Origin of the sequence: Pseudomonas sp. (assembly GCF_032058845.1) — a bacterium.
Lineage (GTDB): Bacteria > Pseudomonadota > Gammaproteobacteria > Pseudomonadales > Pseudomonadaceae > Aquipseudomonas.
Window position 1 is genome coordinate 825 of the sequence record NZ_DAMCCR010000100.1, and the last position, 14,648, is coordinate 15,472.

The window sequence follows — 14,648 nt, forward strand, 5'->3', positions numbered from 1 at the left end:
ATGCGCAGGCCGCGGATCTTCACTTGATGGTCGATGCGGCTGAGGTAGTCGAGTGCGCCATCGGCGCGGCGGCGGGTCAGGTCACCGCTGCGATACAGGCGTTGCCCACTGGCGCCGAAGGGGTGCGGCACGAAACGTTCGGCGGTCAGGGCGGGGCGCTGGTGGTAGCCACGGGCAAGGCCGGCGCCGCCCAGGTACAGCTCGCCCGGTGTACCCAGCGGGCAGGGCTGCAACTGGCCGTCGAGCACATAGCCCTGGGCGTTGTCGATGGGCCGCCCGATCGGTGCAATGGCGCCGTCGAGCGGGCCTTGCAGGTCGTGGTGGCAGCTGTCGATGGTGGCTTCGGTCGGGCCATACAGGTTGACCAGGCGCCCGGCGAAGCGCGCCTGCACCTGCGTGACCAGCTCGGTGCCCAGCGCTTCACCGCCCAGCAGCAACAGGCGCAGCCCGTTCAGCTGGTCAGCATCGGCCTGGGGCAGCAGCGCCTGCAACAGTGACGGGGCCATCTGCAGCACGCTGATGCCCTGCGCCTGCACCTCGTCCCACAGCCGCGACAGGTCTTCGCTGAGCGCCGGGCTGGCCAGGACCAGTTCGGCGCCCTGTTGCAGCGGCAGCCAAAATTCCCACACCGAGGCGTCGAAGCTGAACGCGGTTTTCTGCAACACCCGGTCGCTCGGCTGCAGGTGCAAGGTGCGTTGCATCCAGGCCATGTGGTTGATCAGCCCGGCGTGGCGAACCTGCACGCCCTTGGGCTGGCCGGTGGAGCCGGAGGTGTAGATGACGTAGGCCAGGTGCTCGGGGTCGGGGGTGCGCGCAGGCGCTGTGCCGTGTGGGTCGTCGAGGTCGGCCAGTGGCAGTGGCTGGGTGCTGGCGGAAGCAGGCAGGGCTTGGTCGAGGTCGGTGATGGCGAGCGCCTCGACGCCGTCTGGCAACGGCAGTGCCTGGGCCTGCTCGGGCTGACGCAGCAGCAGGGTGATGCCGCTGTCGCGGATCATGTAGTCGAGGCGTTCTGGCGGATAGCTGGGGTCGAGCGGCAGGTACGCGCCGCCAGCCTTGTGGATCGCCAGCAGGCCCACCACCAACGCCAGGCTGCGCTCCAGCGCCACGCCCACCAGCACGTCGGGGCCGACACCGCGTTCGATCAAGTGCTGCGCCAGGCGGTTGGCCCGGTGTTCCAGCTCGGCGTAGGTCAGGGTGGCTGCGGCGCAGCGCACGGCAATCCGTTCAGGGGTCAGCGCCGCCTGCGCGGCGATCTGCAGGTGTACGGCGGGCAGGGCACCGTGTGGCTGCACGGCGCCGTTCGCCGCAGCGAGGCAGGCGCTGAGTTCGTGCTGCGGGTAGATCGACAGCTCGCCCAGGGCCTGCTGTGGGTTGGCCAGCAGCGCGTCGAGCAGGTTGCCGAAGTGTCCGGCCAGGGCTGCGATGCGTTCGGTGCTGAACAGCGTGGCGTCGTAGTCGAAACAGGCCTCGATGCTGCGCGGGCTGTAGAGCACGTCGAGCGACAGGTCGAACTTGGCCTGCTGCTGGCCCAGCGGCAGGAAATCCAGTGTCAGGTCGGCAAAGCGCAGGGGGCCGCCGTCATCGCTCGCCACGCGCCAGTTGAACAGGCTCTGGAACAGCGGGTTGGCCTGGGTGCTGCGTTGCAGCTGGAGCTGTTCGAGAATCAGCTCGACCGGGTGGTCGGCGTGCTCAAACGTCGCCAGAGCGTGGCGGCGCACGCCGTGCAGGAAGTCCAGCGTGGTCTGGCTCGGGTCCAGCTGTGCCCGGAAAATCTGGCTGCTGACGAAGTAGCCGACCAGCGCCTGGGTCTGCGCCTGGTTACGGCTGGCGTTGGGCACACCGACGGTGAAGTCGTCTTGCCCGGCATAGCGCCCCAGCAGCAGTTGCCAAGCGCCCAGCAGCACGCCGAAGGGCGTCAGGCCGTGGTCTTGGCAAAAGCCGTTGAGGCGCTCGACCTGTGCGCTCGGCAGTGGCAGGCGGTGGGTCGCGGCCACTGTCGGGCGGTCGTCGTTGCGTGGATGCTCGGTGGGCAGTTGCAGCGGCGCCAGGGCGTCGCCGAGGTAGGTGCGCCAGTAGGCCGCTGCGGCGTCATGCGCGGGGCTGTGCGGGTAGTCCTCGCGCTGCCAGCGGGCGTAGTCGGCGTACTGGATCGCCGGGCGCTGCAGGGGTTGCCCCTGGTAGGCGCGGGCCAGGTCGTGCATCAGGATCGGGTTGGACCAGGCGTCAGACACGATGTGGTGCATGTTCAGCAGCAGCACATGGCGCTGCGCGGGCAGTGCGATCAGGGTGGCGCGGATCAGCGGCGCCTGGCTCAGGTCGAAGGGCGTGCCGGCCTCGGCGACCATCAGCGCTTCCAGGCGCGCACCGCGGGCGGCCTCGTCCAGGTGGCGCAGGTCTTGCTGTTGCAGGTTCAGCTGGGCGGCGGGGTCGACCACTTGCTGCGGCTGGCCGTCCACCTCGAGGAAGCGGGTGCGCAGGATGTCATGGCGCGCGATCACCTGTTGCAGGGCTTGCTGCAAGCGCTCGGGGTGCAGTGGCCCGTCGAGCTGCAGGGCACGGGGCAGGTTGTAGGCCGAACTCTGCGGCGCGAACTGCTGCAGGAACCACAGCCGCTGCTGGGCGAAGGACACCGGTTGCGGCGCCTGCCCCGTGCCGGCCACGATGACCGGCGCCGGGCCGTGTTCGTCGGCCAGCAGCAGGGCCAGCAAGTCGTCGTCGGAAGGGGGGAGCTGTGCAGTGGTCATCGGGTTCGTCGCCGTCGGCAGAGGAATTGAGCAGTACCGAGGAAGACGAAGCACGCGCGGGGGTATTTACACGCGCGCGGCGCACGGCGTGGGTTTGCGGTAGGCGCGAAACGCGCCGTGATGGTCTGCGGAGCAGCACTGAGGGCTGCTGTCGCGTGTCGTCTGGCCGTGTGCGTCGCTTGGGGCAGGACGGCTGCGCCGTCCATCGCGACTGAAGTCGCTCCCACATGGAATGCGTTGCTGTCGAAAAGCCTGATCCGGCCGTTTGTCAGCCTTTAGCGAAAGACAGTTGGCTCCCACTTGATCGCATGGTTCTACCCGATCGCATGCTCCCGCACAGATCGCACGCGCCTATCAAAACAATGTCTTCCGGCCCACGCGGACCTGTAGAAGCGGCCGGTCCGGCGCCCCGGTTAGCCGCGATGGGCGGCGCAGCCGACCCAAGGCCGCCACCTCGATTTTCCTGCCACGGCGCGGTGCCTGGATCAGGCCGGTGAAGCCGGCGCAAAGCTACCCATGCCCGGCCAGCGCTTGGAGTGCGCCCTACAGCTCGCGTGCCACGCGAAAGCCGAGCCAGTCGCCGCGGCGTTCGGTGTGCCGGTAGTTGCGGTTGCCTGAGCGAGAGAAGATCGGCGCTTCGGTCCAGTCGTTGCCGCGGATCATTCGCACCACGCAGTCGCCTGCGGTCCAGGCGCTGCCGTCGGTCGGTGCGCCCACGTAGTCATCGTTCTGGCAATCGGCGGTCCATTCGTAGACGTTGCCGTGGGCGTCGTAGATGCCGAAGGCGTTGGCTGCGTAGCTGCCGGCCGGGGCGATGTAGCTGAAGCCGTCTTCCGGGCCGTAGGTGTTGGCGTGCTGGGCGATGCTGTACGCCTTGCCCGGGTCGCGCGGGAAGGGCTGCGGGCCGGTGCTGCCGGCGCGTGCCGCGTATTCGCGCTCGGCTTCGCTGAGCAGCCGGTAGTGCTGGCCGGTCTTTTTCGACAGCCATGCAGCGTAGGCCTCGGCCTCGCGGTAATCCATGCACACCGCCGGGTAACGGGCGGCGTCGCGGCTTTTGTATTCCTTGGTTTCGCTGTAGCGCGGCACCCCTGCCAGGCACTCGCGGCCCGGGCGGTCGTCGCCGTCGGGCATGCGGTAACCGGTGTCGGCCAGGTAGGTCTGCCATTCACCGTTGAGCACCTGGAAGCGGCTGACGGCGAAGGCCTTGGCGAAGGTCACGGTGTGTAGCGGGCCCTCGTCGTCTTCACGGCCTTGTTCGCCTTCGGGGGTGCCCATGGTGAAACTGCCTGCCGGCAGCACGACCATGTCCGGGCAGCCCGGTTTGCAGTCGCTGAACACAGCGCCGGGTTTGCTGGGCGCAGCTAGGCTCAACGGCGCCACGGCGCAGCACAGTGCGCCAAGGGCGATACGGGACAGGAGGGTGGGCAGGGCGTGGGTCATGGCGTGAGGGGTTCCCGGAGCGGCTGGCGAGGAGGGGCGGGCGGGTGCCAGGCGCGGGCCTGCCACACCGCCCGCGGCGGGTGCGTTGTCTGGGAGAAACGAGCTGTGCGGCGGGAGATTTAGCGGGCGGTTGGGGTGGGATCTGAGGCGGTGGGTTGCCAGGCAGCCGACCCAATGCTGCGACCTGGATTCCCCCGCCAGTGCGCGGCGCCTCCTACAGAGGTCGCGGCGTGCGGGCTCATCGGTGTCCCGTGCATACACGCGCCTCGTGGAAAAACGGTCCCCGTAGGAGCGGCTACTGCCGCGATGGACGGCGAAGCCGACCCAAGGCTGCGACCTGGATTCCCCTGCCAGTGCGCGGCGCCTGAATCGGGCCGGCTGTGCCGGCCATCGCGGCTGAAGCGCTCGCATTATCATCGTGTGGCCAGCAGATGGGATGCGTTGCCCGTTGACCAGGGCGGATGCCCATGCATCCGCCTCAGGCACCGCTTACAGGCCCAGTTCGGTCAGCCCTGGGTGATCATCCGGGCGGCGCCCCAGTGGCCAGCGGAACTTGCGCTGCGACGCTTCGATGGGCGTGTCGTTGATGCAGGCGAAACGGCGGTGCATCAGCCCGTTCTCGGCGAACTCCCAGTTCTCGTTGCCATAGGAGCGGAACCAGTTGCCTGAATCGTCGTGCCATTCATAGGCGTAGCGCACGGCGATGCGATTGTCGGCGAAGGTCCACAGCTCCTTGATCAGGCGGTAGTCGAGCTCCTTGTTCCACTTGCGGGTGAGGAAAGCTTTGGCTTCGTCGCGGCTGGTGACGAACTCGACGCGGTTACGCCACTGCGTGTCGGCGGTGTAGGCCAGAGACACCTTGTCGGGATCGCGGCTGTTCCAGCCGTCTTCGGCCAGGCGGACTTTCTGCGTGGCGGTTTCCAGGGTGAAGGGGGGTAGCGGTGGGCGGGAGGGGGTGGTGGACATGGTGAACTCTCCGGTGAGGTGGATAGCACAGTGCATGAAACACCACGGGGTGTGAACCGAGCCGCAGTGCTAGGCAAATGTCGTCATTAACAGTAGTTGCGGTTTTCAGCGCTGACCAAAGGGCTGGTTGGACGGGTTCAGTCTGTTGGATCCGTGCTGCTTGTGTTGGGCCGGCTTTGCCGGCCATCGCGACTGAAGTCGCTCCCACAGGGCCGCATTTCCCTGCAAGACATCGACCGGCCGGCCACCATCTCCCTGTGGGAGCGGCTTTAGCCGCGATGGGCGGCGCAGCCGGCCCAGCACACGCACTGAGCCAGTCACTGAAGAAACGCGCTCATGGTCACTGGGGATGCTGGGGCCACTGGGGCTGCTTTCCAGCCATAGCTTCCCCCGGCGCCCTGGCGGTCGCTGCGAGCGGCATGCGCTCGTGGCCGGAGCCTCCTGCGCGACAGCGGCGGCACCTCGCGGCAGACGGCCTCCATCCTCACGCTATGTCTCAAAACATTTCACCCGCGAAATACACCTGAACTAACCAACCTGCAGGGCGATCATTGCTTAAGCGCAGCCAGCGCGAGCCTGATGGCCCGACACTCCCCGCCCGCCGTCAGCCCCGGGATTCCCGAATATCAAGGAGCCGCCGTGACTACCGCCACCCACCCCGACTACCGCTGCCGACCCGGTCCGCTGCACGCGATGCTGCTGGGCGGTACCGTCCCGCTGTTTCTCGGCGCGCTGCTGAGCGACATCGCCTACTACACCACCTTCCAGATCCAGTGGAGCAACTTCGCCGCCTGGCTGATCGCCGGCGGCCTGTTGTTCGCAGGGCTGGCGCTGCTGTTCGCGCTGACCAACCTGATCCGCGCCGAACCTAAAGCCGGCCGTCCGACCCGCTACTTCCTGTTGCTGCTGGTCACCTGGGTCCTGGGCCTGATCAACGCCTTCGAGCACGCCAAGGACGCCTACGCCGTGATGCCCTCGGGGCTGATCCTTTCGGTGATCGTCGCCGTGCTGACCCTCATCACCGCCTCGCTCGGCCTGAGCAACCTGCGCACCCGCATTGGAGTCGCCCGATGAAAACCCTCGGCACCCTGACCACCCTCAGCGTGGCGCTGCTGCTCAGCGCCTGCGGCAACGAAGCCGACAGCACCCTCGAACGCGGCCCCAACCCGAAGCTGCCCGAGCAGCAACGCGGTCTGCTCCCGAGCATGAAAATTGCCGAGCCCGCCGCCTGGGGCGAGCAGAAACCCACGGTTCCGGACGGCTTCGCCATCACCGCGATCGCCACCGACCTGAAGATCCCGCGCCAGACCCTGGTGCTGCCCAACGGCGATATCCTGGTGGCCGAGGGCCGTGGCGGCAACGCGGCCAAGCTCAAGCCCAAGGACGTGATCGCCGGCTACATCAAGGCCCAGGGCAACACCAAGGTCAAAGGCGGCAACCGCCTCACCCTGCTGCGCGACGCTGATGGCGACGGCACATACGAGACCCAGAGCGTCTTCGCCGAAAACCTCAACGCCCCCTATGGCCTGGCCTTCCACGACGGCAAGCTGTACGTCGCCAATCAGGACGCCGTGGTGCGCTTCGACTATCAGGACGGCCAGACTCAAGCCAGCGGCGCGCCGACAAAAGTGGTCGACCTGCCGTCTGCGATCAACCACCACTGGACCAAGTCCATGACCATCAGCCCCGATGGTCGCTACCTGTACGTCGGCATCGGCTCGAACAGCAACATCGGCGAGCGCGGCATGGAGGTCGAGATCGACCGGGCGATGATCTGGCAGATCGATGCCCAGACCGGCATGCACAAGCCCTATGCGACGGGCGTGCGTAACCCCACTGCGCTGAGCATCCAGCCTGAAACCGGCCAGCTGTGGGCGGTGGCCAACGAGCGCGACGAGCTGGGCCCGGATCTGGTGCCCGATTACCTGACCTCGATCCAGGAAGGCAAATTCTACGGCTGGCCGTACGCCTACTGGGGCCCGAACGCCGACAAGCGCGTGCAGCCGTTCAAGCCGGAGATGGTCGATCAGGCCACCAAACCGGACTACAGCCTCGGCTCGCACGTCGCGGCCCTGGGCGTGGACTTCTCGATTCCCGCCATGGGCGAGCAGTTTGCCAACGGCGCCTTCGTGGGCGAGCACGGCAGCTGGAACCGCGATAACCCGGTGGGCTACAAAGTGATCTTCGTGCCCTTTGCCAACGGCCAGCCGGCCGGTGAGCCGGTTGATTTCGCCACCGGCTTCCGCGGCGAAGACGGCAAGACGCGCGGCCGGCCAGTGGGCGTGACGGTGGATCCGAAGGGCGCGTTGATCATCGCCGATGACCTGTCGAATACCATCTGGCGGGTCACCCGCAAGCAGTGATCGCTGTGCAGGGCGGGTCACCGCCCTGCAAGCTCATGGCGTCCGCCCATGGCGCGCGCCTGATGGGTCGATGAGAACGCGCAACTGAAGCGATGCCGGTCAGCTGCGATGGGCTGCAGATTGGCCGTGATGGCTGGAATTGCGTTTTTTCTGGCAATACGGGGCGCCTGTATCGGGCCGGCTGTGCTGGCCATCGCAGTCCTTGTAGGAGCGCTTGCCAGATATCCAGTTTCGGTAATCCAGCGAAAAGGCACTTTCAGAAGTGTGCAGCGCTTCACGTTTTACAGCTTTCGCGCACTTCGAAGTTGCGCTCTTCAAGTTGCCTGATTCTTCAGCTCAGCCGCTCTATATCGCGTTTACAAGCACTCAGGCACCTGCTGCTTATTTATTTGGGGCGTTGAACTTATCGAATCAACGCCGCTCTCAGCCACGTTGCCCACCAACGTGTTTCCTGTACGCCAACCGCCGTCCTGGCGTGTGCCGTACGTGCAGGACGTTTTCACAGGGAAGAGAAATGAGCGTCTGCTTCTGGCCCAGAAATGAACTGGTCCGTCTGGGGATGTTGTGCCTGTCCGTTAAACCATCGATGCGTTCTCGTTCCATGGCCATCGTGCTGCTGGGGACAATCGCCAGTGCCGCTGCACAGGCCGCCGACCCGCCTGTTCCGGCCCAACAGTTACTGCTCCAGCAAGACCGCGAGCGGGCCCTGCGCGAGCAACTCGAGCCGGCGCCGGATGTGCGTCTGGAAGCGCCCACGCTGTCTGGGAAAGACACGCAACTCGATACGCGCCAATCCCCCTGCTTCAAGATCCGGCAGATCGTGCTCAACGGCGAGTTGGCCGAAGACTTTCAGTGGGCACTGCGCAGCGCCGACCCGAAAGACGACCCGGCCACCGGCCAATGCCTCGGGGCACAGGGCATCAACCTGACGATGAAGCGCATCCAGAACGCGATCATCGAACGCGGCTACGTCACCACACGGGTGCTGGCGCCACCCCAGGATCTGAACAGCGGCGTGCTGCAACTCACGCTGATTCCCGGGCGCATTCATTCGATCCGCTTCGCCGAAGGCACCTCGACCCGCGCCAATGCCTGGAACGCGGTGCCGGCCAAGGCCGGTGATCTGCTCAACCTGCGCGACCTCGAACAGGCGCTGGAAAACTTCAAGCGCGTGCCCACGGCCGAAGCCGACATCCAGATCGCTGCCACCGAGGGCCTGGACGCCAAGCCCGGTGACAGTGACCTGGTGATTGCCTGGAAGCAGGCCCTGCCCGTGCGCGTGAGCCTGTCGCTGGATGACTCAGGCACCGACGCGACCGGCAAATACCTCGGTTCGACGTCGCTCTCGCTGGACAACCTGTTGAGCCTGAACGACCTGTTCTACGCCAGCTACAACCACGACCTGGGTGGCGGCGACAAAGGCGATCGCGGCTCCAAGGGCCATACGCTGCATTACTCGGTCCCCTACGGTTACTGGCTGTTCGGCGTTACCTCGAGCGAATACGACTATCACCAGACCGTGGCCGGGGCGAACCAGAAGTACCAGTACTCCGGTGAGAGCAAGAACAACGAAATCAGCGCCTCGCGCTTGATCTACCGCGATGCGGTGCGCAAGACCACGGTGAAGGTCAGTGGCTGGACGCGCACCTCGAGCAACCACATCGAAGACACCGAAATCGAAGCGCAGCGCCGGCGCATGGCGGGCTGGGCGCTGGGCCTGAGCCACCGCGAGTTCATCGGTACGGCCACCCTCGACCTGAGCGCCGGCTATCGGCGCGGGACCGGTGCACGCAACGCCCTCGTGGCGGCCGAAGAGGCGTCAGGCGAAGGCACCTCACGCTCGAAGATCATCAATGCCGAGGCGCAGTTCTCGGTTCCGTTCGACCTGGCCACGCAGCGCTTGCGCTACACCGCCGCCTGGCGTGCGCAGTGGAACCGCACGGCCCTGGTGCCTCAGGACCGTTTCTCCATTGGCGGGCGCTACAGCGTGCGTGGCTTCGACGGGGAAAACATTCTGTCTGCCGACCGTGGCTGGCTGGTGCGCAACGACCTCGCCCTGGCGCTGGGCAACTCCGGGCAGGAGACCTACCTGGGCGTCGATTATGGGGAGGTCGGTGGCCAGTCGAGCCGCTACCTGATCGGTGACCATCTGGCGGGGTACGTGGTCGGCTTGCGCGGCGGCTACCGGCAGGTGTCGTACGACGCCTTCGTTGGCCAGCCCATCAGCAAACCCAAGGGCTTCGACACGGCCAATACCACGGCAGGCTTCAGCCTGACCTGGTCGATGTGAGGGCGTGCCATGCAACTCGAAGCGTTTGAACTGATCGCGCCGGCATTCAGTGAAGAGCCCTGGAACGAGGCCCAGGCGTTGGGTTCGGCAGTCTGGCTGTGGATGCATTCGGCGACGCACCGCGAGATGCCGCTGCACACCCTCAACGCGCTGCTGCTGCCGGCGATTGCCAACCGCCAGTTCATCGTCGGCTACGAACACGGGCGCCCGGTGTTTTACGCCGCCTGGGCCTGGTTCAGTGCCGAGGCCGAACAGCGCTATCTGCAGAACCCGGCAATCACCTTGCCCGCAGGCGATTGGGCCAGCGGCGAGCGCATGTGGTTTCTCGACTGGGTGGCGCCCTTCGGGCACAGCGTGCGCATGGCGCGCCTGCTGCAACGCCATCTGTTTGCCGACGGCCAGTCTCGGGCGCTGTGCCACCGGGGTAATGAACGTGGGCTGAGCATCAAGCGCTACCACGGCGCGGCGCTGGCCGCCGCCCGCCGGCCCGCCCCAGGTCTGATCGGCCATCGTTGATAGCTGTCGCCTCTTCAAGCTTTTCAAGACGCAGGGAATGTGATGAACAAACACCTCTACCGGATCGTTTTCAACAAGGCGCGTGGCCTGCTGATGGTCGTGGCCGAAAATGTGCGGGGCTGCCGCAAAGCCTCTGGCTCCGGCAGAGGTACCACACCCGCCGCCGCAGGCACGCTGCTGACCTTGCGCCCGCTGCGCTTTGCCCTGATGTCGGCGTTGGGCCTGATCAGCGTGGTCTCGCCGCTGGCCTGGGCCGACATCGTTGCCGACCACGGCGCGCCGCCCGGCCAGCAGCCGGTGATCATCAATGCTGCCAATGGCGTGCCGCAGGTCAACATTCAGGCGCCGAGCGCCGCGGGCGTGTCGCACAACAGCTACAGCCAGTTCGACGTCAACGCCCAGGGCGCGATCCTCAACAATGCCCGCACCAACACCCAGACGCAGTTGGCCGGCTGGGTCGAGGGCAACGCGCAGTTGGCCAACGGCACGGCGCGGGTGATCCTCAACGAAGTGAACAGCAGCAACCCCAGCCAGCTGCGCGGTTACGTGGAAGTGGCCGGCGACCGCGCCCAGGTGGTGATCGCCAACCCGTCGGGGATCACCTGTGATGGCTGCGGCTTCATCAATGCCAACCGGGCGACCCTGACCAGCGGCAACCTGCAGATGCAGAACGGCCAGTTGCAGGGCTACCGCGTCGAGGGCGGCAAGGTGGTCATCACCGGCCGCGGGCTGGATGCCTCGCAAACCGACTACACCGACGTCATCGCCCGCTCGGTAGAGGTCAACGCCGGGATCTGGGCCAAGGACCTGCGGGTCACCGCCGGGGCCAACCAGGTCAATGCCGACAACACCCAGGCAACGCCCATCAACGGTGTCGGCGACTCGCCGCAGGTAGCCATCGACGTGGCGCAACTGGGCGGCATGTACGCCGGCAAGATCAAGCTGGTGGGCACCGAGGCCGGCCTGGGCGTCCGCAATGCCGGGCAGATCGGCTCGAGCGCCGGGGATGTGGTGATCAGCGCCGATGGCCGGCTGGGCAACAGCGGGCAGATCAGCAGCAGCGAGCAGCTGCAGGTCGACAGCGCGCTCGGCATCGACAACAGCGGCTCGCTGTACGCCAAGGGCAGCGCCACGCTGTCGAGCCGTGGCGATATCGACAGCCAGGGGGTGATCGCCGCGCAGCAGGACGTGAACGTCAGTGCGCGCAGCGTCAAGGGCAGCAGCCAGTCGGTGTGGGGCGCGGGTGTCGGCGCAGATGGCACGCTGAGCGGCAACGGTGCGCTGCGCGTCAACGCCGAGCAGACCCTCAAACAGCAAGGCTCGGCCGTGGCGGCTGGGGATGTGCAGTTGAGTGCGGACGCGTTGGACCTCAAGGCCAGCCAGATCGCCGGGCGCACGGTGGGGCTGAGCGCCCGCGCCGGTGACGCTGACCTGAGCGATGCGCAGGTGGACGCCGCCGGCACGCTCAGCGCGTCTGCGCAGAACACCTTGACCACTGACCGCGCCAAGATCAACGCCGAAGGTGTTCAGCTTGCCGCTCAACGCCTGTCCAACCGCAAGGGCGAGATCGTCCAGCTGGGCCAGGACACCACCGTGATCACGGTGGCCGATACCCTCGACAACAGCGAAGGGCGCATCGCCAGCAACGCCACCGACGTGCGCCTGTCGGGCGCGCGCCTGACCAATTCCAATGGCCACATCGAACACGCCGGGGCTGGCACCTTGAGCCTGCAGGGCCAGACGCTGCAGGGCGATGCCGGCGAGATACGCAGCAATGGCGCCTTGCAGGTCGCGGTCGCCCAGGCCGTGCTGGACGGCGCCACCACCGTGGCGCGGCAGATTCAGATCGATGCCGAGCAACTCTTCAACCGCCAGGGCACGCTGGTGCAGACCGGCTCGCAGACCCTGCGCATCACCACCCGCGGCCTGCTCGACAACACCGGCGCCACCCTGGCCAGCGACAGCGACATCAGCCTGACGGCCGATCGCCTGCTCAACCAGGACGGTACGGTGCAGGCGGCCGTGACCGGCAGCCTCGACATCACCGCCCGTACGCAGCTGGACAACGACGCCGGCACCCTGTCTGCCGCCAAGGGCGTGCGCCTGGCGACCGGGCAATTGCGCAATGAACAGGGCAAGGTCACTGCCGGCGATACCTTGCAGGTGACCGGCGGGCAGTTGAACAACGACCACGGCACGCTGGTGTCCAAAGGCGCGCTGACGATCACCGGCGCTGCGCTGAGCAATCGCCAGGGCACCCTCGGCTCGGCCGACGGTTCGCTGGGCGTGACGCTGAGCCAGGGCGCTTTCGACAACGCCTCGGGGGTGGTCCAGGTCCGGCAGGGGGTGACCCTCTCCAGCCTCGGCCTGAACAACACCGATGGCCTGATCAATGGCGCAACGGTGCGCCTCGATAGCGCCGGCCTGCGCCTGTCCAACCAACGCGGCGCGGTGGTCAGCAGCGGCACACTCGACCTGCGCACCGGCGAGCTGGACAACCAGGCGGGGCTGATCCAGGCCAAGGGCGCGATGACCCTCGACACCCACGGGCAGGCGCTGATCAATACGGACTCGGGCACCGCCAATGGCATTCTCGGCCAGGCCGGGCTCAGCCTTGCCACCGGCTACCTGAACAACAGCGCCGGGTTCATCGGCAGCAAGGGCGACGTCACCGTGCAGGCCACGCAGGTCGATAACCTGGCCGCCGGGGTGCTCAGCAGCGAGCAGTCCATCCTGCTCACCGGCACTGGCCTGAACAACCGCGGCGGCCAACTGCAGAGCCTGGGCGATGCGCGCCTGGACCTGGGTTCAGGCCGCGTCGACAACCTCGGCGGATTGCTCCGCGCTGGCGGCACCCTGACCGTCACGGCAGACCAGTTGGACAACCAGGACACCCAAGGCAGCAACCAGGGCGTGGAAGGGCAGTCGCTGCAGCTGGAGCTGGGGCAGTTGCTCAACCGCTCGGGCGCGCTGCGCGCCGACCAGACGCTGAGCGTGCAGACCCGCGGGCAACTGGACAACAGCGCCGGGCTGATTTCGTCGAGCAAGCAGGTCACGCTACGCGCCGATCAAGGGCTGCTCAACAGCAACGGCACATTGATCGCGGGCGATGACATCAGCCTCACCAGCGCCAGCCTGAGCGGCGACGGCAGCGTGCTGAGCCTGGGCGACATGCACCTCGACCTGGCCTCGGGCCTGGTCAACACCGGCAGGCTGCAAGCCAACGGCGACCTGCAAGTGAACCTGCAAGGCGCGCTCGATAACCGCGCACTGCTGCAGGCCGGCAAGCACCTGCAGGTCTCCAGCAACCTCATCGAGAACCGCGAAGGCGGCGAGATCAGCGCGGCGCAAGTCACCCTGAACGCCGCTGACAGCCTGACCAACCGTGGGCTGATCGATGCCCAGCTCACCCGCATCAATACCCAGGTGCTCAACAACCTGGGCACCGGCCGTGTCTACGGCGACCGCGTAGCGATTGCAGCCGGGCAACTGAACAACGACGTCGAAGGCGACCGCGCCGCCGTGATCGCCGCGCGTGAACGGCTCGACCTGGGCGTCGGCACCCTGACCAACCGTGAACACGCCATGCTCTTCAGCGCCGGCGACCTGCTGATCGGCGGCGCGCTCGATGCCCAGGGCCAGGCGACGGGCCAGGCCACGCAGGTCAACAACCTCAGCGCCAACATCGAAGCCCTGGGCTCGTTGAGCCTGAACACGGCCGCGTTGCGCAACAGCAACGAACACTTCAGCACCCACGTGGTGCAAGTCGGCCAGGAGACGCTGCAAGAATTCCAGCACACCGGCTCGCCGAATCGCTACCGCCCCGACCAGATCTCACTGTTCAAGGACGAAGTCAGCCATCTGGTCAGCCCGGAGGGTGTGTCCGACAACTACAACCGCTACGACTTCACCCGCACCACGACCCAGACGCAGATTCTCACCTCCGACCCCGGGCAGATCCTCGCCGGTGGCTCGCTGCTGTTGACCGCCAATTCGGTGCTCAATGACAAGAGCCACATCATCGCTGGCGGCGCGCTGGTCGGTGACATCAAGCAGCTCGACAACACCGAGGTCACCGGGCAGGAGACGGTGACCGACCGCGGCACCTTGAGCCACCTGTACCGCATCCACAAGAAGGGCCGCGACAATCAAGGCACCTCGACCGCCGCCTACAACCCGGCGGCCAGCGTCACCGACATCTTCCTGCGCGCGACCCAGTACCTGGAAAACACCGCACCCACCGGCAGCGGCCTGCAGGTCGCGAACCGTCAGGTCGGCAGCGTGGCGCAAGCGGCCGCTGGAGCGGGCGCGGCGTCGGTGAACCTGGGC

Annotated in this window: 8 protein-coding genes; 5 read left to right on the plus strand and 3 right to left on the minus strand. The window is 66.7% G+C overall.

Annotation, left to right across the window (positions count from 1 at the left end; translation table 11 throughout):
- The 3 genes from RT028_RS16635 to RT028_RS16645 form a co-directional block, all read right to left on the minus strand.
- Window positions 1-2,744, minus strand: a 2,744-nt coding sequence (locus RT028_RS16635) for an amino acid adenylation domain-containing protein (protein ID WP_312936213.1), incomplete at its 3' end; no start/stop codon positions are given.
- Window positions 2,745-3,287: 543 nt separating this feature from the next.
- A complete protein-coding gene (locus RT028_RS16640; RefSeq protein ID WP_312936214.1) occupies window positions 3,288-4,184 on the minus strand; it encodes a formylglycine-generating enzyme family protein in 897 nt (298 codons plus the stop codon).
- Window positions 4,185-4,673: 489 nt separating this feature from the next.
- On the minus strand, window positions 4,674-5,150 hold the full coding sequence (locus RT028_RS16645; protein ID WP_312936215.1) for a nuclear transport factor 2 family protein: 477 nt from the start codon (window positions 5,148-5,150) through the stop codon (window positions 4,674-4,676).
- 639 nt (window positions 5,151-5,789) lie between these two features.
- Between RT028_RS16645 and RT028_RS16650 the strand changes: the two genes are divergently transcribed.
- The 5 genes from RT028_RS16650 to RT028_RS16670 all read left to right on the plus strand — a co-directional run.
- Window positions 5,790-6,224: a DUF2231 domain-containing protein gene (locus tag RT028_RS16650; protein WP_312936216.1), complete on the plus strand. Its 435-nt coding sequence runs from the start codon at window positions 5,790-5,792 to the stop codon at window positions 6,222-6,224.
- Window positions 6,221-7,513, plus strand: coding sequence for a sorbosone dehydrogenase family protein (locus RT028_RS16655; RefSeq protein WP_312936217.1), 1,293 nt, complete (start codon window positions 6,221-6,223; stop codon window positions 7,511-7,513). The genes RT028_RS16650 and RT028_RS16655 overlap by 4 nt, the downstream gene beginning before the upstream one ends.
- A 586-nt stretch (window positions 7,514-8,099) precedes the next feature.
- Window positions 8,100-9,803, plus strand: coding sequence for a ShlB/FhaC/HecB family hemolysin secretion/activation protein (locus RT028_RS16660; RefSeq protein WP_312936218.1), 1,704 nt, complete (start codon window positions 8,100-8,102; stop codon window positions 9,801-9,803).
- A gap of 9 nt (window positions 9,804-9,812) precedes the next feature.
- Complete coding sequence (locus RT028_RS16665) at window positions 9,813-10,319, plus strand: toxin-activating lysine-acyltransferase (protein ID WP_312936219.1); 507 nt, start codon at window positions 9,813-9,815, stop codon at window positions 10,317-10,319.
- Between the two features lie 42 nt (window positions 10,320-10,361).
- Window positions 10,362-14,648: filamentous hemagglutinin N-terminal domain-containing protein (locus RT028_RS16670; protein ID WP_312936220.1), on the plus strand; the 4,287-nt coding region annotated here is incomplete at its 3' end.